General features: G+C 50.2%; 25 protein-coding genes and 1 pseudogene. 16 read left to right on the top strand and 10 right to left on the bottom strand.

All coding sequences use genetic code 11. The annotated features are described in order from the left end of the window. Positions 1 to 23: 23 nt before the first annotated feature. The 9 genes from trpE to SBG_RS08175 all read left to right on the top strand — a co-directional run bounded on the left by trpE (position 24) and on the right by SBG_RS08175 (position 9,273). Positions 24 to 1,586, top strand: a complete 1,563-nt coding sequence (gene trpE / locus SBG_RS08135) for an anthranilate synthase component I (protein ID WP_001194975.1) — start codon at positions 24 to 26, stop codon at positions 1,584 to 1,586. Continuing rightward, the gene (gene trpD, locus SBG_RS08140) at positions 1,586 to 3,181 is read left to right on the top strand and encodes a bifunctional anthranilate synthase glutamate amidotransferase component TrpG/anthranilate phosphoribosyltransferase TrpD (protein ID WP_000763475.1); all 1,596 of its coding nucleotides are present in this window, start codon (positions 1,586 to 1,588) and stop codon (positions 3,179 to 3,181) included. Before trpE ends, trpD begins: the two co-directional genes overlap by 1 nt. A 3-nt stretch (positions 3,182 to 3,184) precedes the next feature. Then, on the top strand, positions 3,185 to 4,543 hold the full coding sequence (gene trpCF / locus SBG_RS08145) for a bifunctional indole-3-glycerol-phosphate synthase TrpC/phosphoribosylanthranilate isomerase TrpF (RefSeq protein ID WP_001195269.1): 1,359 nt from the start codon (positions 3,185 to 3,187) through the stop codon (positions 4,541 to 4,543). A 9-nt stretch (positions 4,544 to 4,552) separates the two neighbouring features. Continuing rightward, complete coding sequence (gene trpB, locus SBG_RS08150; protein ID WP_000209496.1) at positions 4,553 to 5,746, top strand: tryptophan synthase subunit beta; 1,194 nt, start codon at positions 4,553 to 4,555, stop codon at positions 5,744 to 5,746. After that, positions 5,746 to 6,552 carry a tryptophan synthase subunit alpha gene (trpA, locus tag SBG_RS08155; RefSeq protein ID WP_000534141.1) on the top strand — a complete coding sequence of 269 codons (807 nt, stop codon included), beginning with the start codon at positions 5,746 to 5,748 and terminating at the stop codon, positions 6,550 to 6,552. The genes trpB and trpA overlap by 1 nt, the downstream gene beginning before the upstream one ends. A gap of 467 nt (positions 6,553 to 7,019) precedes the next feature. Next, on the top strand, positions 7,020 to 7,202 hold the full coding sequence (locus tag SBG_RS08160; RefSeq protein WP_000807657.1) for a con-10 family general stress protein: 183 nt from the start codon (positions 7,020 to 7,022) through the stop codon (positions 7,200 to 7,202). A gap of 89 nt (positions 7,203 to 7,291) precedes the next feature. After that, positions 7,292 to 7,795, top strand: coding sequence for a YciE/YciF ferroxidase family protein (locus SBG_RS08165; RefSeq protein ID WP_001022830.1), 504 nt, complete (start codon positions 7,292 to 7,294; stop codon positions 7,793 to 7,795). Positions 7,796 to 7,868: 73 nt separating this feature from the next. After that, on the top strand, positions 7,869 to 8,375 hold the full coding sequence (locus tag SBG_RS08170) for a ferritin-like domain-containing protein (protein WP_001109980.1): 507 nt from the start codon (positions 7,869 to 7,871) through the stop codon (positions 8,373 to 8,375). Between the two features lie 19 nt (positions 8,376 to 8,394). Further along, positions 8,395 to 9,273 (top strand): manganese catalase family protein, encoded by an 879-nt coding sequence (locus tag SBG_RS08175; protein WP_000488344.1) that lies wholly within the window; start codon positions 8,395 to 8,397, stop codon positions 9,271 to 9,273. Between the two features lie 81 nt (positions 9,274 to 9,354). On the opposite strand, the gene ompW is transcribed toward SBG_RS08175, so the two are convergent. Beyond that, positions 9,355 to 9,993, bottom strand: coding sequence for an outer membrane protein OmpW (ompW, locus tag SBG_RS08180; protein WP_000714794.1), 639 nt, complete (start codon positions 9,991 to 9,993; stop codon positions 9,355 to 9,357). A gap of 336 nt (positions 9,994 to 10,329) precedes the next feature. Between ompW and SBG_RS08185 the strand changes: the two are divergent. From SBG_RS08185 to yciA, 4 genes and pseudogenes are all read left to right on the top strand, one after another. Further along, a pseudogene (locus SBG_RS08185) lies at positions 10,330 to 10,732 on the top strand (YkgJ family cysteine cluster protein). A 25-nt stretch (positions 10,733 to 10,757) separates the two neighbouring features. Beyond that, the gene (locus tag SBG_RS08190) at positions 10,758 to 11,501 is read left to right on the top strand and encodes a YciC family protein (protein ID WP_000028504.1); all 744 of its coding nucleotides are present in this window, start codon (positions 10,758 to 10,760) and stop codon (positions 11,499 to 11,501) included. A gap of 56 nt (positions 11,502 to 11,557) precedes the next feature. After that, positions 11,558 to 12,097 carry a septation protein A gene (locus tag SBG_RS08195; protein ID WP_000808680.1) on the top strand — a complete coding sequence of 180 codons (540 nt, stop codon included), beginning with the start codon at positions 11,558 to 11,560 and terminating at the stop codon, positions 12,095 to 12,097. Positions 12,098 to 12,253: 156 nt separating this feature from the next. After that, positions 12,254 to 12,655, top strand: coding sequence for an acyl-CoA thioester hydrolase YciA (gene yciA / locus SBG_RS08200; RefSeq protein ID WP_000154299.1), 402 nt, complete (start codon positions 12,254 to 12,256; stop codon positions 12,653 to 12,655). Positions 12,656 to 12,721: 66 nt separating this feature from the next. Here yciA and tonB read toward each other — a convergent pair whose 3' ends face one another. Beyond that, the gene (gene tonB / locus SBG_RS08205; RefSeq protein ID WP_015702903.1) at positions 12,722 to 13,450 is read right to left on the bottom strand and encodes a TonB system transport protein TonB; all 729 of its coding nucleotides are present in this window, start codon (positions 13,448 to 13,450) and stop codon (positions 12,722 to 12,724) included. A gap of 223 nt (positions 13,451 to 13,673) precedes the next feature. On the opposite strand from tonB, the gene SBG_RS08210 reads away from it, so the two are divergent. Next, positions 13,674 to 13,970: a YciI family protein gene (locus SBG_RS08210; RefSeq protein WP_000967605.1), complete on the top strand. Its 297-nt coding sequence runs from the start codon at positions 13,674 to 13,676 to the stop codon at positions 13,968 to 13,970. A 43-nt stretch (positions 13,971 to 14,013) separates the two neighbouring features. Here SBG_RS08210 and SBG_RS21645 read toward each other — a convergent pair whose 3' ends face one another. Further along, entirely contained in the window at positions 14,014 to 14,187 is a 174-nt protein-coding gene (locus SBG_RS21645; RefSeq protein WP_023180195.1) for a YciY family protein, read from the bottom strand. 142 nt (positions 14,188 to 14,329) lie between these two features. On the opposite strand from SBG_RS21645, the gene cls reads away from it, so the two are divergent. Together cls and SBG_RS08220 are read left to right on the top strand one after the other, a co-directional pair. Beyond that, positions 14,330 to 15,790, top strand: a complete 1,461-nt coding sequence (cls, locus tag SBG_RS08215; RefSeq protein WP_000206882.1) for a cardiolipin synthase — start codon at positions 14,330 to 14,332, stop codon at positions 15,788 to 15,790. 33 nt (positions 15,791 to 15,823) lie between these two features. Next, a complete protein-coding gene (locus tag SBG_RS08220) occupies positions 15,824 to 16,153 on the top strand; it encodes an HI1450 family dsDNA-mimic protein (RefSeq protein WP_000425072.1) in 330 nt (109 codons plus the stop codon). 48 nt (positions 16,154 to 16,201) lie between these two features. On the opposite strand, the gene SBG_RS08225 is transcribed toward SBG_RS08220, so the two are convergent. The 7 genes from SBG_RS08225 to SBG_RS08255 all read right to left on the bottom strand — a co-directional run bounded on the left by SBG_RS08225 (position 16,202) and on the right by SBG_RS08255 (position 24,122). Further along, complete coding sequence (locus SBG_RS08225) at positions 16,202 to 17,038, bottom strand: ion transporter (RefSeq protein WP_000059070.1); 837 nt, start codon at positions 17,036 to 17,038, stop codon at positions 16,202 to 16,204. Between the two features lie 47 nt (positions 17,039 to 17,085). Then, positions 17,086 to 18,090: a murein tripeptide/oligopeptide ABC transporter ATP-binding protein OppF gene (oppF, locus tag SBG_RS08230; protein WP_000993205.1), complete on the bottom strand. Its 1,005-nt coding sequence runs from the start codon at positions 18,088 to 18,090 to the stop codon at positions 17,086 to 17,088. Then, a complete protein-coding gene (gene oppD / locus SBG_RS08235; RefSeq protein WP_000058828.1) occupies positions 18,087 to 19,100 on the bottom strand; it encodes an ABC transporter ATP-binding protein in 1,014 nt (337 codons plus the stop codon). Before oppD ends, oppF begins: the two co-directional genes overlap by 4 nt. 11 nt (positions 19,101 to 19,111) lie before the next feature. After that, positions 19,112 to 20,020 carry an oligopeptide ABC transporter permease OppC gene (oppC, locus tag SBG_RS08240; protein ID WP_000979651.1) on the bottom strand — a complete coding sequence of 303 codons (909 nt, stop codon included), beginning with the start codon at positions 20,018 to 20,020 and terminating at the stop codon, positions 19,112 to 19,114. Positions 20,021 to 20,034: 14 nt separating this feature from the next. Then, a complete protein-coding gene (oppB, locus tag SBG_RS08245) occupies positions 20,035 to 20,955 on the bottom strand; it encodes an oligopeptide ABC transporter permease OppB (protein ID WP_000911098.1) in 921 nt (306 codons plus the stop codon). A gap of 122 nt (positions 20,956 to 21,077) precedes the next feature. Next, positions 21,078 to 22,709, bottom strand: coding sequence for an oligopeptide ABC transporter substrate-binding protein OppA (oppA, locus tag SBG_RS08250; RefSeq protein ID WP_000065807.1), 1,632 nt, complete (start codon positions 22,707 to 22,709; stop codon positions 21,078 to 21,080). Between the two features lie 765 nt (positions 22,710 to 23,474). Then, positions 23,475 to 24,122 (bottom strand): YchE family NAAT transporter, encoded by a 648-nt coding sequence (locus tag SBG_RS08255; protein WP_000616561.1) that lies wholly within the window; start codon positions 24,120 to 24,122, stop codon positions 23,475 to 23,477. Positions 24,123 to 24,159 lie beyond the last annotated feature (37 nt).

Below are 24,159 nucleotides of genomic sequence, written 5' to 3' on the forward strand. Positions count from 1 at the left end.
GAACAAAATTAATGAGAACAACAATGCAAACATCAAAACCAACGCTTGAACTATTAACCTGCGACGCCGTTTACCGGGAAAATCCGACGGCGCTTTTTCACCAGGTTTGCGGCGATCGCCCGGCCACGCTGCTGCTGGAATCCGCGGATATCGATAGTAAAGACGATTTGAAAAGCCTGTTGCTGGTAGATAGCGCGCTGCGCATCACCGCCTTAGGCGACACGGTCACTATTCAGGCCTTGTCTGATAATGGCGCTGCTTTATTGCCATTACTGGATGCCGTCCTGCCGGCTGGGGTAGAAAATGAATCGCTGCCTGCCGGACGTCTCCTGCGCTTTCCGCCCGTCAGCCCTTTATTAGATGAAGATGCCCGCTTATGTTCCCTGTCGGTATTTGATGCATTCCGTCTGTTGCAGAGCCTGGTAAACGTACCGGCACAAGAGCGGGAAGCCATGTTCTTTGGGGGGCTGTTTGCCTATGACCTGGTAGCCGGCTTTGAAGCCCTTCCCCTACTTGAGGCGGGCAATAACTGCCCGGACTACTGCTTCTATCTGGCAGAAACGTTAATGGTGATAGATCACCAGAAAAAAAGTACCCGTATTCAGGCCAGTTTGTTTACCGCGAATGACGGAGAAAAACAACGCCTGAACGCCCGTCTGACGCATCTTAGTCAACAATTAACGCAGCCCGCGCCGCCGTTGCCGGTAACGCCAGTGCCGGACATGCGCTGCGAATGCAATCAGAGCGATGACGCGTTCGGTGTGGTGGTACGCCAGTTGCAAAAAGCGATTCGCGCAGGCGAAATCTTTCAGGTAGTACCGTCGCGCCGCTTTTCAATGCCCTGCCCGTCACCGCTGGCCGCTTATTATGTGCTGAAAAAGAGCAATCCAAGCCCGTATATGTTCTTTATGCAGGATGAGAGTTTCACCCTCTTCGGCGCATCGCCGGAAAGCTCGCTGAAATATGACGCCACCAGCCGCCAGATTGAGATTTACCCCATTGCGGGTACCCGACCACGTGGTCGCCGCGCTGATGGTTCGCTGGACAAAGACCTTGATAGCCGCATAGAACTCGATATGCGGACCGACCATAAAGAGCTTTCCGAGCATCTGATGCTGGTTGATCTGGCGCGCAACGATCTGGCGCGCATCTGTACGCCGGGCAGTCGCTACGTTGCCGATCTGACAAAAGTTGACCGCTATTCGTACGTGATGCATCTGGTTTCTCGGGTCGTGGGCGAACTGCGTCACGATCTTGATGCGCTGCACGCGTACCGCGCCTGCATGAACATGGGGACCCTGAGCGGTGCACCGAAAGTACGCGCCATGCAGCTGATTGCCGAGGCGGAAGGACAGCGGCGCGGCAGTTATGGTGGCGCGGTGGGTTATTTTACTGCCCACGGCGATCTGGATACCTGCATTGTTATCCGTTCCGCGCTGGTGGAAAACGGAATTGCTACTGTACAGGCTGGCGCCGGAATTGTGCTGGATTCCGTTGCGCAATCTGAAGCCGATGAGACCCGCAATAAAGCACGCGCTGTACTGCGTGCTATCGCCACCGCGCATCATGCACAGGAGACCTTCTGATGGCTGATATTCTGCTGCTCGATAACATCGACTCGTTTACCTGGAACCTGGCAGATCAGCTACGGGCCAACGGCCACAACGTGGTGATTTATCGTAATCATATCCCGGCGCAAACGCTTATCGATCGCCTGACGACGATGAAAAACCCGGTGCTAATGCTTTCTCCCGGCCCAGGCGCTCCCAGCGAGGCGGGCTGTATGCCGGAGTTGCTTACCCGACTGCGCGGCAAGTTACCGATCATTGGCATTTGTCTGGGGCATCAGGCCATTGTCGAAGCTTATGGCGGTTATGTCGGCCAGGCGGGAGAAATCCTCCATGGCAAAGCATCCAGTATTGAACATGACGGTCAGGCGATGTTCGCCGGGCTGGCGAATCCATTGCCAGTCGCACGTTATCATTCACTGGTCGGCAGTAATATTCCCGCCGGGCTGACCATTAACGCCCATTTCAACGGCATGGTGATGGCGGTACGTCACGATGTGGATCGCGTCTGCGGGTTTCAGTTCCATCCGGAATCTATCCTGACAACACAGGGCGCGCGTCTACTGGAGCAAACATTAGCCTGGGCGCAGCAAAAGCTGGAACCGACAAATACTCTACAACCGGTCCTGGAAAAACTCTATCAGGCGCAAACCCTGACCCAGCAGGAGAGCCATCAACTGTTTTCAGCGGTCGTCCGCGGCGAACTTAAACCAGAACAATTGGCCGCCGCGCTGGTGAGTATGAAGATTCGCGGCGAACACCCTCATGAAATTGCCGGCGCCGCTACCGCGCTGCTGGAAAATGCCGCCCCATTCCCACGCCCGGACTATCTGTTTGCGGATATCGTCGGTACCGGGGGCGACGGCAGCAACAGTATCAATATTTCCACCGCCAGCGCCTTTGTTGCGGCGGCCTGCGGACTAAAAGTGGCGAAACACGGTAACCGCAGCGTGTCCAGCAAATCGGGATCATCCGACCTGTTGGCAGCATTCGGCATTAATCTGGATATGAATGCCGATAAATCTCGCCAGGCCTTAGATGAGCTGGGCGTATGTTTTCTGTTCGCACCGAAATACCACACTGGATTCCGTCACGCGATGCCGGTTCGCCAGCAGTTAAAAACCCGGACGTTGTTCAACGTACTCGGCCCTCTGATCAACCCGGCGCATCCGCCGCTGGCGTTAATTGGCGTTTACAGCCCTGAGCTGGTGCTGCCCATTGCGGAAACCTTACGAGTGTTGGGCTATCAGCGTGCGGCGGTGGTACATAGCGGCGGCATGGATGAAGTATCGCTCCATGCGCCGACAATTGTCGCAGAACTGCATAACAACGAAATTAAAAGCTATCAACTTACCGCGGAGGATTTTGGCCTGACGCCTTACCATCAGGAACAATTGGCCGGCGGTACGCCGGAAGAAAACCGTGACATTCTGACGCGGTTATTACAAGGTAAAGGCGATGCCGCGCATGAGGCCGCTGTTGCCGCTAACGTGGCGATGTTAATGCGGTTGCATGGTCAGGAAGATCTCAAAAACAACGCGCAAACCGTACTCGATGTTCTGCGCAATGGCATCGCTTATGACAAAGTCACCGCACTGGCGGCAAGAGGGTAAATAATGCAAACCGTTTTAGCGAAAATCGTCGCTGATAAGGCGATTTGGGTAGAAGCCCGTAAGCAGCAACAGCCGCTGGCCAGTTTTCAAAATGAGATCCAGCCAAGTACGCGCCATTTTTATGCTGCATTACAGGGCGCGCGTACCGCCTTCATCCTGGAATGTAAGAAAGCCTCGCCATCAAAAGGCGTGATACGCGATGATTTCGATCCCGCGCGTATTGCAGGTATTTATAAACATTACGCCTCGGCGATTTCCGTTCTCACCGACGAAAAATATTTCCAGGGAAGTTTTGATTTTCTGTCGATCGTCAGCCAAAACGCGCCACAGCCGATTCTGTGTAAAGATTTTATTATCGACCCTTACCAGATTTACCTTGCTCGTTACTATCAGGCTGATGCGTGCTTACTGATGCTGTCAGTATTGGATGATGAGCAATACCGTCAACTCGCCGCTGTCGCACACAGCCTGAAAATGGGCGTGCTCACAGAGGTCAGTAATGACGAAGAACGCGAGCGTGCGATGGCGTTAGGCGCGAAAGTAGTAGGCATCAACAATCGCGATCTGCGTGATTTGTCGATTGATTTGAATCGCACTCGCCAGTTGGCGCCAGGACTTGGCCACGGCGTGACTGTTATCAGCGAGTCCGGAATTAACACTTACAGGCAGGTGCGCGAATTGAGCCACTTCGCCAATGGTTTTTTAATTGGCTCGGCATTAATGGCGCATAACGATCTTAACGCCGCCGTTCGACGTGTGCTGCTTGGTGAGAATAAAGTCTGTGGCTTGACCCGCGCCCAGGACGCCAAGGCCGCCTACGCATCGGGGGCCGTTTATGGTGGACTGATTTTCGCTCCCGCCTCGCCTCGCGTAGTGAATATCGACCAGGCGCGGGAGGTGATTGCCGCTGCGCCGCTGCAGTACGTCGGCGTTTTTCAGAACGCGGATATCGCCGACGTTTGCCATAAAGCCTCGACCCTGTCGCTTTCTGCTGTACAACTACACGGTAGCGAAGACCAGGCGTATATCACCGCGCTGCGCGCTGCATTGCCGCAAAATGTGCAAATCTGGAAAGCACTGAGCGTTAGCGACACGCTTCCCGCACGCGATTATCACCATGTCGATAAATACATTTTCGACAATGGCCAGGGCGGCAGCGGGCAACGGTTCGACTGGTCGCTGCTACAGGGACAATCGCTGGATAATGTGCTGCTGGCTGGCGGGCTGGCAGCAGATAACTGTGTACAGGCGGCGCAAGCCGGTTGTACTGGTCTCGATTTTAATTCTGGCGTCGAGTCACAGCCGGGCATCAAAGATGCTCGTCTTCTGGCCTCGGTTTTCCAGACACTGCGCGCATACTAAGGAAAAAACATGACAACACTTCTCAATCCCTATTTTGGTGAATTCGGCGGCATGTACGTGCCGCAGATCCTGATGCCCGCGCTACGCCAGCTTGAAGAGGCCTTCGTCAGCGCGCAAAAAGATCCTGAGTTTCAGGCGCAATTCGCCGATCTACTGAAAAACTATGCGGGACGCCCTACCGCTCTGACCAAATGCCAGAACATCACCGCCGGTACGCGTACCACGTTATATCTGAAACGCGAAGATTTACTGCACGGCGGCGCGCATAAAACTAACCAGGTTCTGGGTCAGGCACTGTTGGCTAAGCGAATGGGTAAAACCGAAATTATTGCGGAAACTGGCGCTGGCCAGCACGGCGTAGCCTCCGCGCTCGCCAGCGCGCTGCTGGGGCTGAAATGCCGTATCTATATGGGCGCCAAAGACGTTGAGCGCCAGTCGCCAAACGTCTTCCGTATGCGTCTGATGGGTGCAGATGTGATCCCCGTTCATAGCGGTTCATCCACACTCAAAGACGCCTGTAACGAGGCGCTACGCGACTGGTCCGGCAGCTATGAAACCGCGCACTATATGCTCGGTACGGCAGCAGGCCCGCATCCCTATCCGACTATTGTTCGCGAGTTTCAGCGCATGATCGGCGAAGAGACGAAAGCGCAAATTCTCGACAAAGAGGGGCGTCTGCCTGATGCCGTTATCGCCTGCGTCGGCGGTGGGTCAAACGCTATCGGGATGTTTGCCGATTTTATTAATGACGCCAGCGTCGGGCTTATTGGTGTTGAACCTGGCGGTCACGGTATTGAAACAGGAGAGCATGGCGCCCCGCTTAAACATGGTCGTACCGGGATCTATTTCGGCATGAAAGCGCCAATGATGCAAACGGCTGACGGACAAATTGAAGAATCTTATTCTATTTCCGCCGGGCTGGATTTTCCGTCCGTTGGGCCGCAACATGCGCACCTGAACAGCATTGGACGCGCGGATTACGTCTCCATTACTGATGACGAAGCGCTGGAAGCCTTCAAGACACTGTGCCGCAAGGAAGGGATTATCCCGGCGCTGGAATCCTCCCACGCTCTGGCGCACGCGTTGAAAATGATGCGCGAACACCCGGAAAAAGAGCAACTGCTGGTGGTCAATCTCTCTGGCCGCGGCGATAAAGACATCTTTACCGTACATGATATTTTGAAAGCGCGAGGGGAAATCTGATGGGACGTTATGAAAATTTATTTGCGCAGCTCAACGAACGCCGGGAAGGCGCCTTTGTCCCCTTCGTCACCCTGGGCGACCCGGGCATAGAACAATCGCTGCACATTATTGATACGTTGATTGAAGCCGGCGCCGATGCTCTGGAGTTAGGCGTTCCCTTCTCCGATCCGCTTGCTGACGGCCCTACCATCCAGAATGCGAACTTACGCGCCTTCGCCGCTGGGATCACGCCTGCCCAGTGTTTCGAAATGCTGGCGCTGATCCGTGAAAAATACCCGTCTATTCCGATTGGCCTGCTGATGTATGCCAACCTGGTATTTAATGACGGCATTGATGAATTCTATGCCCGTTGTAAAAAAGTCGGCGTGGATTCCGTGCTGGTCGCGGATGTCCCGGTTGAAGAGTCTGCCCCCTTCCGTCAGGCGGCGCTACGACATAATATCGCGCCGATTTTCATCTGCCCGCCAAATGCGGATGACGATCTTCTGCGCCAGGTCGCTTCTTATGGCCGTGGCTATACTTACCTGCTTTCCCGGGCGGGCGTTACCGGTGCGGAAAATCGTGGCGGATTGCCACTACACCATCTGGTCAGGAAACTTAAAGAATATAATGCCGCGCCTGCTTTGCAGGGGTTTGGTATCTCCTCGCCGGAACAAGTGACCGCTGCCGTTCATGCTGGTGCGGCTGGCGCGATCTCCGGTTCGGCGATTGTCAACATTATTGAGAAAAACCACTGTCATCCAGACCAGATGCTGGCGGAACTCAGGGCTTTTGTCTGTGCGATGAAAGCCGCCAGCCGCGCATAATTTGATAAAGCCGTCGGCATGATGCTGACGGCCCCTCTCATTCCTGTAACGCTTTGAACATAAACCATCAATGTTTCTGATGATATCCCCACCCTGTTTTCAGGAATACTGAAAGACAACACTTGCTAAGAAAACTCCTAATCACGCGGGTGAAATTATCGTTTTCACGTCAATTTTTCCTTTATTTATGTAAAGAAACGTCAATAAACGATACGTTAATGTTTTTGCAACCTTACATTGTTACTTAGGTTATTAATAGCAATGTTTGGTATTTTTATTTAAGTCTCTTATTCTGAAAGGAAATATAGAATATATTATCCCAAACCGATTTTTCTGGCGTTATTTGCTCTGTCAGCGACAATTAATTCCTTCGATTTGACTAATCGGCTTAACCAACTAATTTTAATAGGGTGTCGACACGGTTAAAAACCGAATTTTTCAGTAATCAACGAGACAGGAGAAATAATATGGCCGAACATCGTGGTGGTTCAGGAAATTTCGCCGAGAATCGTGAAAAAGCATCTGAAGCAGGCCGCAAAGGTGGTCAACATAGCGGTGGGAATTTCAAAAACGATCCGCAACGAGCTTCTGAAGCCGGTAAGAAAGGTGGCCAGAATAGTCACGGCGGACGTAAATCCGATAATTCCTGATTTACTGTAACATAAATATATCACGTGATTTTATGAAGCAATCTGCGAGTCTAGCGGCTCGCAGTATTTTGCCCAGGAGAAAAATATTTATGAATATTAAAACCGTTGAAGACCTTTTTATCCATCTACTTTCAGATACCTATAGTGCAGAAAAACAATTAACTAAGGCGCTCTCTAAACTTGCCAGATCTGCCTCCAATGAAAAATTAAGCCAGGCCTTTCAATCTCACCTTGAAGAAACTCAGGGTCAGATTGAACGTATTGATCAGATCGTGGAATCTGATGCTGGCATAAAACTGAAAAGAATGAAATGTGTTGCGATGGAAGGGCTGATTGAAGAGGCCAATGAAGTTATCGAAAGTACTGAGAAAAACGAAGTACGCGATGCAGCACTTATCGCCGCGGCGCAAAAAGTCGAGCACTATGAAATCGCCAGTTACGGCACGCTAGCTACGCTGGCCGAGCAACTTGGCTATACTAAGGCATTAAAATTGCTCAAAGAAACCCTCGACGAGGAAAAACAAACCGATTTAAAACTTACCGATTTAGCGGTCAGCAATGTTAATAAAGGTGCTGAGCGTAAATCTAAATAACATTATTGATTATCAGCTTGCATGATCCCGATTAAATTATCGGACCGGATTATCTCGCATTGAGGAATTTAAAATGAATTATACCGAACATTATCATGACTGGCTTCGCGATGCTCACGCCATGGAAAAACAGGCAGAATCGATGCTTGAATCTATGGCCAGCCGTATCGAAAACTATCCTGACGTTAAAGCCAGAATTGAACAGCATATTAGCGAAACCAAGCACCAAATTACAATGCTGGAAGAAGTGCTTGACCGTAATGGCATTTCCCGCTCCGTTCTGAAAGACTCTATGAGTAAAATGGCGGCCATGGGACAATCTATCGGTGGAATGTTCCCTTCAGATGAAATTGTCAAAGGCTCAATTAGTGGCTACGTTTTCGAACAATTCGAAATTGCGTGTTATACCTCCCTGCTGGCAGCGGCAAAAAAAGCTGGCGATACGGCCTCAATCCCAACGATTGAAGCCATTCTGAAAGAAGAAATGCAAATGGCTGACTGGCTTATTAAACATATTCCGCAAACTACGGAACAGTTTTTACTGCGATCTGAAGCAGATGGCGTTGAAGCCAAAAAATAAATAATAAGCGGGAGGCAATATGTTTAGACACGTAAAACAACTTCAATATACAGTGCGGGTGAGCGAGCCTAACCCTGGATTAGCGAACCTGTTGCTGGAACAGTTTGGCGGACCACAGGGCGAACTGGCGGCGGCATGTCGCTACTTTACCCAAGGTTTAGGCGATGATGACGCGGGCCGCAGAGAGATGTTAATGGACATCGCGACCGAAGAACTAAGCCATCTGGAAATTATCGGTTCGCTGGTAGGGATGCTTAATAAAGGCGCTAAGGGAGCGTTGGCGGAAGGAACCGAAAGTGAAGCGGAATTATATCGTTCGCTGACGCAGAATGGTAACGATAGTCATGTCACCTCGCTGCTGTACGGTGGTGGTCCTGCTCTCACAAACTCCGGCGGCGTGCCATGGACCGCTGCTTATATAGACACTATCGGTGAAGTAACAGCCGATCTACGCTCAAACATCGCCGCTGAAGCGCGAGCGAAGATTATTTACGAACGCCTGATTAACCTGACAGACGATCCTGGCGTAAAAGATACGCTGAGTTTCCTGATGACTCGTGAAGTCGCGCACCAACTTTCATTTGAAAAGGCGCTGTACTCAATTCGTAACAATTTCCCGCCGGGTAAATTGCCACCGGTAGAACAGTATACCGACGTGTACTACAACATGTCGCAGGGCGACGATCCGCGAGGCAGCTGGAATAGCGATGAGAATTTCAATTACGTGGCCGAGCCAATGCCCGCCGTTGATGGTGGCGATGGTCTGGCGACCGTGAAGCTACCGCGTGAACAACTCGCGTTACTCAAGGCAATGGCTGAAAGAACAAAATCCGACCCCACAGTGGATCCTCTCACTGGCGCAGAACTGGGTTGTGGCGAGCCTAAAGAAGATAAGTGAGTACCGACAAGTAAAATCCGTGTGTCATGTCCTTTTTGACCCCGCCTGGCGGGGTCTTTTTTCGTCACCGTGACATGATTATCAAAAACGGTAACCTGCCGAGAACATAAAGACCCATGGGTCAAGACGCACGCTGTCGTGCTGCTGAACGCCACCCATTTTATAGTTCGCGGTAGTATCAATATCCATATACCAGACAGAGGCACCAATTAACCAGTCGCGATTAATCAGGTAATCCACCCCAACTTGTCCTGCTGCGCCCCATGAGTCTTTAAAGCTCAGATCCGACAGTCCGGTCTTCTTACCATTATCGTTAAAATCGTTGTCGAAGAAGGTCGTATAGTTAACCCCTACACCAACATAAGGTCGCACTTTGCTGCTGGCATCGCCGAAATACCACTGCGCCATTAAGGTTGGCGGTAGCAAATGAACCGTGGCGATATCGCCCGTCGCGCCCGTACCCACCTTATGACGGAACGGCGTCGCCGCCAGCAATTCAACCCCGATATTGTCCGTCGCCATGTAAGTGAATGTCAGGCCAAGTTGCGTATTATTACTGACATCAAAGCCGTTTAAATGGCCCAGCGTTCCCCCAGCCCCTTCTGTAGGCCTGACGGTTGCCGGACCTGCACGCATAAAGAATTCTCCGGCTTCATGCGCATATGCGCCGCCTGAGAGAAGAGTTGTTAATGCCAGCGCCGCCACTGTGAATTTTTTCATACTCGCTCCATCGTTATGGTTATAAAAGCGTGATGAATATACCCACAATGAAGTAATAAGTGATCTAACACAGATCACATTTGTTCTTATAATTTAACATTTATTGATCCAGATTAATTTAGAACTTGCATTGAAAATCCTGGTTATAGTAATTCAGATCAATTTTGACATATTCACACTACGCAAATATTTGCCTGCTCCTCTTGCCCAGGCGAAAAAGGCTAGCTAAGGTAGAGAATGTCCCGCAATGCCGCGTGGCGTTGAGATTCACAAGCACTGCGGAACACGTTAATTTTTGTAGTTTGTATTGATACGTTAGTCTGTTGCAGGTGAATCATGAGCGCTCCTAACCCATGCATGACATGCGGTGCCTGTTGTGCCTATTTTCGTGTCTCTTTTTATTGGGCTGAAGGCGATGACGCCGATGGTCGTGTCCCGGCGTCATTAACCGAACCCGTTACCCCCTTCCTGCGTTGTATGGCCGGCACCAATCAGAAGCAGCCGCACTGTAAAGCACTTCTTGGCACGCCGGGCGAAAGCGTCAGTTGCGCCATTTATGAAAATCGCCCTTCTACCTGCCGCGAATTTTCAATGTCAGGCGAAGGTGGCGAAGTGAATGAGGCCTGTAATCGCGCGCGCGCGATACGGATTACCACCGCTTTACAAAGATATGCTTTTCCATACATCCGCTGATGCTGCCACTGCCGAGTTATCCAGGGTACAATTGCCCGCAAATTAACACCTGCAAAACTCAAGGAGAGTGCATGTCTATCACGGCGAAGTCCGTTTACCGTGACGCCGGAAATTTTTTCCGAAATCAATTTATTACTATCTTGCTGGTTTCGTTGTTATGTGCATTCATCACGGTGATCCTGGGTCATGCCTTTTCGCCCAGCGATGCACAAATCGCACAACTCAGTGAAGGAGAGCATTTGGCAGGTAGCGCGGGTCTGTTTGAGCTGGTGCAAAACATGACGCCGGAGCAGCAGCAGATTCTGTTGCGGGCATCCGCCGCCTCAACGTTTTCCGGGCTTATCGGTAACGCTATCCTGGCTGGCGGCATTATCCTGATGATTCAGTTGGTTTCTGCGGGGCATCGGGTGAGCGCACTACGCGCTATTGGTGCCAGCGCGCCTGTCTTGCCTAAACTGTTTATTCTCATTTTTCTGACAACTCTGTTAGTGCAAATCGGTATAATGCTCATTGTCGTACCGGGGATTATCATGGCCATTGTGCTGGCGCTTGCACCAGTGATGTTGGTTGAAGAGAAAATGGGCGTATTTACCGCCATGCGCAACAGTATGCGTCTGGCCTGGGCTAACATGAGACTGGTAGCGCCTGCGGTGATAGGCTGGTTACTGGCAAAGACATTGTTGTTGCTGTTCGCGCCCAGCTTTGCTGTACTGACCCCAAATGTAGGCGCTGTACTGGCGAATACGTTAAGCAATCTGATTTCCGCAGTATTGCTTATCTATTTATTCCGCCTGTATATGTTGATTCGCCAATAATCCGCAATGCGCCGTTTAACGGCGCATTCGACGCTCGTTGATGATGGAATCGAAGAATGAAGCAGTTTCTGGATTTTTTACCGCTGGTTGTCTTTTTTGCGTTTTATAAACTCTATGATATCTATGCGGCGACCTCCGCGCTGATTGTCGCGACGGCAATCGTGCTCATTTATAGCTGGGTGCGCTATCGAAAAATAGAGAAGATGGCGCTGATTACGTTTGTTCTGGTTGCCGTCTTTGGCGGGTTGACTCTCTTCTTCCATAACGATGAGTTTATTAAATGGAAGGTGACGGTTATTTATGCGCTCTTTGCCGGCGCGTTGCTCATCAGCCAGTGGGTGATGAAAAAGCCGTTAATCCAGCGTATGTTGGGTAAAGAGCTGGCGTTGCCGCAGCCAGTCTGGTCAAAGCTCAACCTGGCATGGGCGCTGTTTTTTATCGTATGCGGCCTGGCCAACATTTATATCGCCTTCTGGTTGCCGCAAAATATCTGGGTTAACTTTAAGGTCTTCGGCCTCACGGCGTTGACACTTATTTTTACCCTGCTGAGCGGCGTCTATATCTACCGACATCTGCCACAGGAAGATAAATCGTAATCCTCCCGCGACCTATCGCCAGATCGCGAACGTCTGGCGATATTTTCTTTGCCTTTATACCCTGCGCTCCCCCTTCTCTACGTTTATTGCCACTATTCTCCACACAAAATTCATAGTAGCATCGCGGCTGTAATTTTTTTGATAGTCGGTTTTACAATGACAATTATGGATAGTACCCCTCAGGGTGAGCTGGTTTTACGTACACTGGCCATGCCAGCCGATACTAATGCTAACGGTGATATTTTTGGCGGCTGGTTGATGTCGCAAATGGATATTGGCGGCGCAATACTGGCTAAAGAGATCGCGCACGGTCGCGTTGTAACCGTACGCGTGGAAGGAATGACGTTTCTGCGTCCCGTTGCAGTCGGCGATGTCGTATGCTGCTATGCGCGCTGCGTTAAACGCGGCACGACGTCTATTAGCATCAATATTGAAGTCTGGGTGAAAAAGGTCGCATCTGAACCCATTGGACAGCGCTATAAAGCCACCGAGGCGCTGTTTATTTATGTGGCTGTTGATCCGGCTGGCAAACCTCGTCCGCTCCCGGTTCAGGAATAAGCGCGCGGCTCCCAAAGCGCTTGTGCCGCCAGCAGGTGATGACTACCCCCGCTGGCGGTGCCAGAATTACTCAATCTGCGCTGTACCGTTCAGGCGGAAAATAATATTTACCACCAGCCCGGAGCCCGGTTTACCTGCCTCGTAGCGCCATCTGCGCATCGCGTTTTTAACTTCACGTTCAAACATATTGGCGGGCTGCGCAGACAGGATCTGTACATTATCCACTCGCCCCTCAGGCGTCACATCAAACTTCACCTTTACGCGGCCTTCAATACGTAACGCCTGTGCTCGCGCCGGATACTGAGGCTGGTTACGGCTCAGAGCGCGAGGTCCAGTGGGCACGCTCACTGCAGGCTTGCTGGTCGCCGACGCTGTGTTGCTTGTTGGCCGCGCCGGGGCGCTATTTTCAAACGGTGAGGCAGGACGCGGCGGCGTCGGTTTAATTTCACGTTTCGGCTGCTCTTCAACCTTTTTTACCGGTTCTGGCTTCGGTTTCGGTCTGGGTTTTGGCTTAGGTTTGGGTTTCTCAATCACCACGGGCGCTTCTTTAGGTGGTTCCGGAACAGGCTCTGGCTCAGGAACCGGTTCTACCACTGGCACCGGTGGTGGCTGAACCGCCTGAGGCGGCTCCAGATCGGCGGGCGAAACCATTGTTACCGTGATCGGCTGCGCTGGCGCAGGCAATTCAATAACCTGATGTACCGAGGTATAAAGCAATCCTGCCACTATAGCACCGTGAATGCCTACAGAAAGTAACGTCGGCCAGGGAAAGCGACGAGGTAAATCAAGGGTCATTGAAGTCATAATCGTTTCAGTTGAAAAACCAGAACTGAATTTTAAATGCAAATAGCAATCATATTCAATAAGGCATTGCCGATTGCGGTATCTAAAAGATGATATAGCACAACAACACCATACAAAATGTGCCTGTTTAACAAAGTCGCTATCTTTACATTGCAGTCAAATGTCCTTTCCAATAACGTAATCAGCGACTTTTACCGATTAAGGAGCTCCACCCGTGCTGTATGTCATTTACGCTCAGGATAATGCCAACTCGCTTGAAAAACGTCTTTCGGTACGGCCTGCACATTTGGCGCGCCTGCAACTTCTCCATGATGAAGGACGATTATTAACTGCCGGGCCGATGCCCGCGGTGGATAGCAACGATCCCGGAGTAGCAGGATTTACCGGGTCAACGGTCATCGCTGAGTTTGAATCTTTAGAAGCGGCGCAATCCTGGGCTGACGCGGATCCGTACGTTGCTGCGGGCGTCTATGCGCAGGTATCGGTTAAACCGTATAAGAAGATCTTTTAAAAAGGATAGGCTGTTGGGCACCGCATACGGTGCCCTTACAGGCTTACACACCGTGAATCGCAAAGAGTAATGAATTACGCTGACGATTAAAAATGCACTTCCTGATGGTATGGATACGCATATTACGGCGTGATTGCCCTTCAAGCCAACGCGCTTTACGGCGGCCAGCCTGACGTAGCATCCGCCAACGCCCCACTTCCGTTCTACTACGCTTCATGTTTACGACTCTTACAGTAACAGAAGCGCCATTATACCCCCCTGGAGGATGCAGACCAGCGCTTTTCCCGTGTTTTTATTTGCCATGTGAATCCTGACGCGTAAACTCTTAACAACACGCTTTCTAAAGGATTTTTAAAGTTATGACAACCTTCTACACTGTGGTGAGTTGGCTGGTCATTTTGGGATACTGGGTTCTCATTGCCGGCGTCACATTACGTATTCTAATGAAACGGCGCGCAGTTCCCTCCGCAATGGCCTGGTTGTTAATCATCTATATACTTCCGCTGGTCGGGATCATCGCCTATTTATCCGTCGGCGAATTGCATTTAGGCAAACGCCGCGCCGAGCGTGCCCGCGCCATGTGGCCATCGACCGCCAAATGGTTGAACGATCTCAAGGCCTGCAAGCATATTTTTGCGGAAGAAAACAGTAGCGTCGCATCGTCATTATTTAAGCTATGCGAACGACGTCAGGGCATTGCAGGTGTAAAAGGCAACCAGCTGCAATTGCTGACCGACTCTGATGATGTCATGCAGGCGCTTATCCGTGATATTCAACTGGCGCGGCATAATATTGAGATGGTGTTTTACATCTGGCAGCCTGGCGGCATGGCGGATCAGGTCGCAGAATCGTTAATGGCCGCCGCCCGCCGCGGCATTCACTGCCGGCTCATGCTGGACTCTGCAGGTAGCGTCGCCTTTTTCCGTAGCCCCTGGGCAGCCATGATGCGTAACGCGGGAATTGAAGTCGTAGAAGCGCTGAAGGTGAATCTGATGCGTGTCTTTTTACGCCGTATGGACCTTCGCCAGCACCGTAAAATGGTGATGATTGACAATTACATCGCTTATACCGGCAGTATGAATATGGTAGACCCACGTTTTTTCAAACAAGATGCTGGCGTCGGGCAATGGGTCGATTTAATGGCGCGTATGGAGGGGCCGGTGGCGACCGCTATGGGCATTGTCTACTCCTGTGACTGGGAGATCGAGACGGGTAAACGTATTTTGCCTCCGCCGCCGGACGTGAATATTATGCCGTTTGAGCAGGCCAGCGGCCATACCATTCATACGATTGCTTCCGGCCCTGGCTTTCCGGAAGACCTTATTCACCAGGCGTTACTCACCGCCACTTATGCTGCGCGTGAATATTTAATTATGACCACGCCCTACTTCGTGCCCAGCGACGATCTCCTGCATGCTATTTGTACCGCCGCACAACGTGGCGTGGACGTGAGCATTATTCTGCCCCGTAAAAATGACTCACTGCTCGTCGGCTGGGCCAGCCGGGCCTTTTTCAGCGAGTTACTGGCGGCGGGCGTGAAAATTTACCAGTTCGAAGGCGGACTATTGCATACCAAAAGCGTTCTGGTCGATGGCGAACTAAGTCTGGTGGGTACTGTTAATCTCGACATGCGAAGTCTGTGGCTTAATTTTGAGATTACGTTGGTTATTGATGATTCGGGTTTCGGCGCCGATCTGGCTGCGGTACAGGACGATTATATTTCGCGCTCCCGTCTTTTAGATGCGCGTTTATGGGTAAAACGTCCGTTATGGCAGCGAATCACCGAGCGATTGTTTTACTTCTTTAGTCCATTGCTGTAAAACGTGGCCAACATACGTAAACAGGTAGTCACTATGGAAATGGATCTGAACAATCGCCTGACTGAAGACGAAACGCTTGAGCAGGCTTACGATATTTTTCTTGAGCTGGCGGCGGACAATCTCGATCCGGCCGATATTATTCTGTTCAATTTGCAGTTCGAAGAGCGCGGCGGCGCAGAGTTATTTGATCCTTCAGAAGACTGGCAAGAGCACGTTGATTTTGACCTCAATCCAGACTTTTTTGCCGAGGTCGTCATTGGTCTGGCGGATAGCGAAGATGGCGAAATTAACGATATTTTCGCCCGCGTTCTGCTATGCCGGGAAAAAAGTCACAAGCTATGCCATATTCTCTGGCGCGAATAAGCGCTTGCAGGCCGGATGGCGTTGGACAATGCCCTCCGGCAAATGTGATTAATCCGGTAACTTACTACCGCATCGATTGCAATATTGCGCGCTGTGTTCATGTTGACTTTGCTGGCACTGCGGACATTTTCGCTGCCAGTGGCGTTTCTGAAACGCGCTGCTCATGTGGGTGGTAATGAGCCCAGTTGGAATCGCAATGACCGAATAGCCAATCAAAATCAGCACCGATGCGACAATACGTCCCAACGGCGTATGCGGCGTAATATCGCCATACCCCACAGTCGTAACCGTGACTATTGCCCAGTATACCGAGGCATTAAGCGTCGTGAAGCCATACTTAGGTCCTTCAATAAGATACATCAGAGCACCAAAAATAATCATGACGATCGCGATAAAGGAATAGAACAAAATAAGCTGATGACGCGCGCTAATAATAGCGCTCCAGAATATCCGCAGGGATGGCATAAAGCGTAGTAGTTTAAGAATGCGCATTACGCGAACCGCCCGCATAGCACGCCAGGCAAACATATAGTTCAGGCTGATTTCCGGCCACAACCACATGACGTACAGCGGCAGAATCGTCACCAAATCAATAAAACCCCAGAAACTAAAAACGTATTTTGCCGGCTCAGGCCAGCTAAACAGCCTTAGCAAGTATTCACCGGTAAATATTAACGTGATAGCCAGCTCCAGCCAGACAAAAATATGCCATTCATCAAAGGTCAGGTGATATTCTGTTCCTACGCCTGATTCAACAAAGATAACCAGCACACTAAGCAGCGCAAACAGCGCGCATAGTCCTTCAAAGCGGCGACCTGAGCGCGTTGTCAGATCAAACAGATTATGATAAAGACGGCGGCGAACCGACGACAAAGAAAGTGACACGGTAACCTCACCTAAAAGAAGGGCTGACGAATTGTCAGCCCTTGCGATTATAACGGGTCTACTTTAAGGCAGGAAACGGCATGGCGAAAACTCCCTTCCAGGACCGGTCTCGTTTGCGCGCATTCCGGCCCGGCAATAGGACAGCGCGTACGGAACACGCAGCCAGAAGGAGGATTAATAGGCGAAGGCAGCTCGCCTTCCAGTAACTGGATGGTTTTATTCCGCTCCAGATCGGGATCGGGAATGGGTACCGCCGACATCAACGCTTTGGTATAAGGATGCAGCGGATTGTGATACACCTCATCATAAGTGCCCAACTCTACCGCGTGGCCGAGATACATCACCAGGACACGATCGGATATATGCTTTACAACCGCCAGATCATGCGCAATAAAAATCAACGACAGCCCCATCTCGCGCTGTAATTGCTGGAGCAAATTCACCACTTGCGCCTGGATAGAAACGTCCAGCGCCGACACCGGCTCATCGCAAATAATGAGTTTCGGCTCAAGGATCAAGGCCCGGGCGATACCGATGCGCTGGCACTGCCCGCCGGAAAATTCATGCGGATAACGGTTGATCAAATTCGGCAGCAGCCCTACTTTTAACATCATTGTTTTTACGCGGTCGCGCACTTCCTGTCGCGGCAGCTCAGGATGGTAAGTACGCAAAGGTTCGGCAATGATATCGCCAATTGTCATGCGCGGGTTGAGTGACGCCAACGGGTCCTGGAAAATCATCTGGATATCACTGCGTACCTCGCGCCACTCATCCGGTTTCATGCCCAGCAGATCTTTTCCTAACCAGGCAACCTTACCGTCTGTCGCTTTTACCAGACCAATAATCGCACGTGCAAACGTCGACTTACCACAGCCGGATTCGCCAACGACACCCAGAGTTTCGCCTTCGTACAGGCGCAACGTAACGCCATCTACTGCTTTCAGGGTTTTCGCCGGCTGCCAGAACCACTGCTTCCCTTCTTTGATATCGAAATGAACTTTAAGATCGGCAATTTCAAGGAGGACTTTACGTTGTTCCATCATGGCATTCATAACAGTTCCTCTACCGGTTTAAAACAGGCGCGCAGGCGGCCAGGACTAAACGCGTCAAGTGGCGGCGCATTATTGCAAATTTCCATCGCATAAGGACAACGCGGCTGGAAAGGACAGCCTTTAGGCAAACGCAATAAGTTGGGAGGATTACCCGGAATCGTCAACATTTCCTCCCCCTCGCTATCCAGACGCGGCACCGCATTAAGCAGGCCTATCGAATACGGATGAACGGGCTGATAAAAGACATCGCGCGCCCTCCCGTATTCCATCGTTCGCCCCGCATACATCACCAGGACTTTATCGCAAATACCCGCTACCACACCCAGATCATGAGTGATCATAATGATGGCGGTATTAAATTCGCGCTTCAGTTCATTAAGCAACGTCATGATCTGCGCTTGCACAGTAACATCAAGCGCGGTGGTAGGCTCATCGGCAATAAGCAATTTCGGTCTGCACAACAACGCCATCGCAATCATCACACGTTGGCGCATTCCGCCGGAAAATTCATGCGGGTACATTTTCATACGTTTGCGCGCTTCCGGCATTTTTACTGCATCCAGCATTCTGACAGACTCTTCAAAGGCTTCCGCTTTACTCATACCTTTATGCAGCATCAGGACTTCCATTAGCTGCTCCCCAACGCGCATATAGGGATTTAGCGAAGTCATCGGGTCCTGGAAAATCATTGAAATCTGCTCCGCGCGCAGCGTATTTAGTTCGCGCTCCGGCAGATTAAGAATTTCGCGTCCGTTGAAGGTCGCAGAACCGTCGATTCGGCCATTCGTCGCCAACAATCCCATTAATGCGAACGCGGTTTGCGACTTTCCCGATCCAGACTCGCCAACAATACCTAACGTTTCTCCAGCGTGAAGCGTAAAGTTCAGATCATTGACTGCCGTTACATCGCCATCAGGCGTGGTGAACGTAACGCGAAGATCGTTTACCTCCAACAGGACTTTCGCCTGTTGCGTCACTTGGGTGACATTTGCGATTTCTGATAAGCTCATGGCCGTACTCCTTAACGATCTTTCGGGTCGAGGGCATCACGCAGGCCATCGCCAATAAAGTTAAAACAGAATAACGTCACCACAAGAAAGCCAGCCGGAAACAGCAGCAGCCACGGTGAGACTTCCATTGAGTTTGCGCCATCACTTAACAACGCTCCCCAACTGCTTAACGGTTCTTGTGTCCCTAGTCCCAGGAAACTGAGGAAAGACTCAAACAGAATCATGCTGGGCACCAGTAACGAGGCATACACCACCACCACACCCAGGACATTAGGCACTATATGGCGAATCACGATGCTGGCGGTCGATACTCCGCCAACCTGCGCGGCTTCAATGAACTCTTTACGCTTGAGACTTAAGGTTTGCCCACGCACGATACGTGCCATATCAAGCCAGGAGACCATGCCGATGGCAACGAAAATCAACAGAATGTTCTGTCCAAAGAACGTCACCAGCAAAATCACAAAGAACATAAATGGGAAAGAGTTGAGGATCTCCAGCAGACGCATCATCACGGAATCAATTTTGCCGCCCAGATACCCGGATAACGAGCCATACAGCGTTCCGACAATGACCGCCACCAGCGCGGCGGCGATACCAACCATTAGCGAGATACGCCCACCGATAGCGACACGCACCAACAGATCGCGCCCGGAAGAGTCTGTGCCGAAATAGTGACCGGAAGCCATATCCGGCGCGCTGGACATCATGCCCCAGTCCGTATCGAAATAGGTGAATTGCGACAGCATAGGTGCCACCGTCACGAATAAGGCAATCAGGATCAGGACAATGAGACTGGTTACCGCCGCACCGTTATGCATAAAGCGTCGACGGGCATCCTGCCAAAGGCTACGGCCCTCAACTTCCAGCTTTTCACTGAAATTTTCCAGCGTCTCGCTGTTTTTCTTACTTAACATCATCGCGAGCTCCAGTATCAGTAACGAATTTTCGGATCGATAACGGCATAAAGCACATCGACAATGGCGTTAAACAAAATGGTCAGCGCCCCCACTAAAATGGTCAGACTTAACACCAGCGAATAATCGCGGTTTAGCGCGCCGTTGACGAAAAGTTGCCCAATACCCGGCAAACCATAAATAGTTTCAATCACCATTGAGCCAGTAATGATGCCGACAAACGCGGGTCCCATATACGATAAAACCGGCAGCAACGCAGGTTTTAACGCATGGCGGAAGATGATTCTACGCATCGGCAATCCTTTCGCCCGTGCGGTACGAATAAAATTCGAATGCAGAACTTCAATCATTGAGCCGCGCGTAATACGAGCGATGCTGGCGATATAAGCCAGCGAAAGCGCGACCATCGGTAGGATCATAAATTTCAGCGCTCCGCCATTCCAGCCACCACCGGGCAACCAGTGCAGCGTTATCGCAAATATCATTACCAGTAATGGTGCCACCACAAAGCTGGGGATAACGACGCCTGTCATGGCAAACCCCATGACCGTGTAATCCCAGCGGGTATTTTGTTTCAACGCGGCAATCACTCCAGCGCTTACGCCAAGAATGACCGCCAGTAAAAAGGCGGCCGCGCCAAGTTTCGCCGAAACCGGGAAGCTGGCAGCAACCAGATCGTTAACCGTGTAATCTTTGTATTTAAACGATGGCCCAAAATCACCATGTGCCAGCTGCTTCAGATAGCTGAAGTACTGTGTCATGATGGGATCATTCAGATGATATTTTGCTTCAATATTGGCCAGCACTTCCGGCGGCAAAGCGCGTTCACCGGTAAAAGGGCTGCCCGGCGCAAGGCGCATCATAAAAAAGGAAATAGTAATAAGAATAAATAACGTCGGAATCGCTTCCAGACAGCGGCGTAAAATAAATTTCAACATTGCCCGTACCTTCTGGCGTGTGCCTTTACTTTTCTGCGTGACAAACTTAGCCCGGCAGGAAAAGTTATAGTGCGATGAGAAAAGACACGATGGGGCAACCACCGTTGCCCCATGCCCTGCCATTAATGTTTGATAATATACAAGTTTTTCACATAGATATTATCCAGAGGGTCTTTACCGGTATAACCACCTACCCAGGGTTTTACCAGGCGCGCGTTAACGTAGTAATACACCGGCACAATGGCAGAATCTTTATCTAACTGCTGCTCCGCTTTAGCATACAGTTCGCTGCGCTGTGCGTCGTCTGTCACCTTCAGCGTGTCGGCAATCAGCTTATCAAAAGCCGGACTCTTATAATGCGCGGTATTGTTTGAACTGTCGGACAACATGGTATTGAGGAACGAAGTGGGTTCGTTATAGTCTGCGCACCACCCAGCTCTCGCGACATCGAAGGTACCCTGATGACGAGTATCCAGGAAGGTTTTCCACTCCTGATTTTCCAGCTTCACATTGGCGCCCAAATTTTTCTTCCAGATAGACGCCACGGCAATTGCCAGTTTTTTGTGCAAATCGGAGGTATTATACAAGAGGTCAAATGTTAAGGGCTTGTCCGCCGTAAAACCAGCTTCAGCCAATAATTTCTTCGCTTCTTCATTACGTTTCTCCTGTGACCACTTGAACCACTCTGGCTCTACCAGTTTTGCACCATCAGTATACGGCGGCGTGTAGCTGTAAGCGGGCAAATCGCCCTGATTCTTAACTTTATTAACAATAATGTCGCGGTCTAACGCCAGTTTCAGCGCCGTACGTACGCGAACATCATTAAACGGCGCTTTTTGATTGTTAATTTCGTAATAATAGGTACACAAATAGGGGTCCACGCGTACTTCATTCGGGATCTCTTTTTTCAGTTTCTGGAATAATTCGATCGGCATGTTGTTGTAAGTCATATCGATCTCGCCGCTACGGTAGCGGTTCACATCCGTCACTTCTGAAGAGATAGGCAGGTAAGTCACCTGATTGATAACGGTTTTGTCGTTATCCCAGTATTGCGGGTTGCGCTCCAGCACAATACGCTCGTTCACTACCCAGCTTTTTAATTTATAGGCGCCATTAGTAATAATATTGGCCGGTTGGGTCCATTTATCGCCAAATTTTTCGACTGCTGATTTCGGCACGGGAGAAACGGAAGGGTGAACCAACAATTTGTAAAAATAAGGGACTGGCTCACTCAACGTCACCTGGAAAGTGTGATCGTCAAGGGCTTTTACCCCCAGATCGGTTGCTGGTTTTTTACCAGCGATAATGTCATCGATATTAGCGATATGTCCGTATTGCAGATAGCTGGCGTATGGCGATGCCGTATTAGGATCAGCCAACCGCTGCCAGCTGTAAACGAAATCATTGGCGGTGACGGGCGTACCATCCGACCATTTCGCGTTTTTGCGCAGGTGGAACGTCCAGACTTTAAAGTCTTTATTTTCCCATTTTTCCGCGACGCCCGGCGAAGGATGCCCTTCCACATCGCTAATTAATAAGCCTTCGAAGAGGTCGCGGTTAACGTTCGATTCAGGCACACCTTCAATTTTATGCGGATCGAGAGATTGTACTTCTGAACCATTATTACGTACCAGCGTTTGCTTGTCGGCTAACTGTACCCCTGCCGGCACGTCTGCCGCATTCGCGGCGCTGGAGGCTACGAGGGCAGTGAGTATTCCCGCTGCAATCAACTTTTTTTTCGTGATGTTGGACATTGTGTTTGTACTCCATTCATTATAATTACTGGTTTTTACCAGCCTGTTTAATCCCGTCAGGGTTCCTGTACGGCACCGGAGGCTGTGCTGCCAGGTCTGTCACTGCTTTTGCTATCACCGACTTTATTTATTTTGACGATTCATTCGATCGCCTTTCGTCGATTCGGTATGCAACGTACCTGTCCACGTCGCACGCTATCTCTGTCAAACTGCCAGATGAAAATAGTTCTCAATCATGCACAATCTTCTGCAAAAAGGTTTGGCTGGAAAGTATCAAATGCGTTTCTGAACCGCCAATTGATTTTACAAATTTGTTAAGCAATTCTCTTTTAATAAAAATTCCGCCCCCTAAAAAAGGGCATCACCATGCTAATTTTTTTATTATTTTTGTTATAAATCAATCGGATATTCAAAAACCCTGGTTTTAGTATGCCAGAGTCCCGGCTTACACCTACAAACACACACAAATTTAACAATTGAACATTATTTAGCACATTCATCTAAGAGCATGCTGAAATAACTAATAACATTTCAATAATCCTTCATCAAGCCCCAGAGAATGATGTGACAAAAATAACAGATACACCGTTTTTTACTGACGGCGCATTAATGCTAACGCGTTGATAAAGAAAAGATAAATAAAGAAATGTTATAGTAGCATTCTTTGTTATTTAGACACTGAATACTTATCAACGTAAGAAAGGTGACGTAAGATGACACAAGGCGGCCCCTTACGGGGCCGCCTGTAAAACAATGAACATAAGATTAGCTAAGCAAGCCGGGGAAAATACCTTTTATTCCTGTCACAATAAATTCAATGCCAAGCGCCATTAACAATAGCCCCATGATTCGGGTAATCACGTTAATACCGGTTTGCCCTAATACGCGCACCAACCACGGAGCCATACGGAACAATCCCCAGCAGCTTAACGCGAACAACGCAATGGCGATAAAGAAACCTAAAAGGTACATCACGCTGTGGTAGCGCGTCCCCCAAACGATCGTCGAACTAATTGCTCCAGGCCCAGCCATCAACGGTAATGCCAACGGCACCACACCAACGTTTTCACGAATCGCCGTCTCTGATTTTTCTTGCTTGTTTTGTTTATCTTCACCCAGTTTCCCGCTAATCATCGACATTGCGATAGTTACCACCAGGATCCCGCCGGCGATTCTGAACGAATCAATGGAAATGCCGAAAAGTTGCAAAATGCCATCACCGAGAAACAAAGAGATCCACAATATGATGGCAACCGACAGATTGGCGGTTAAGTTGGTTTTGTTTCGCGCCACTGCCGTCTGGTAACTGGTCATACTAATGAAAACAGGAAGAATTCCCACCGGGTTGACCAATGCAAAGAGTCCGATAAAAAACTTAAAGTAAACAGGGAAATCAAAAAACGTTTGAATCACGATTAGCTCCGAAACGTTAGCCGGATGAAGTCAATAT

The sequence above is a fragment of the Salmonella bongori NCTC 12419 genome (assembly GCF_000252995.1).
In the GTDB taxonomy this organism is placed as follows: Bacteria; Pseudomonadota; Gammaproteobacteria; order Enterobacterales; family Enterobacteriaceae; genus Salmonella; species Salmonella bongori.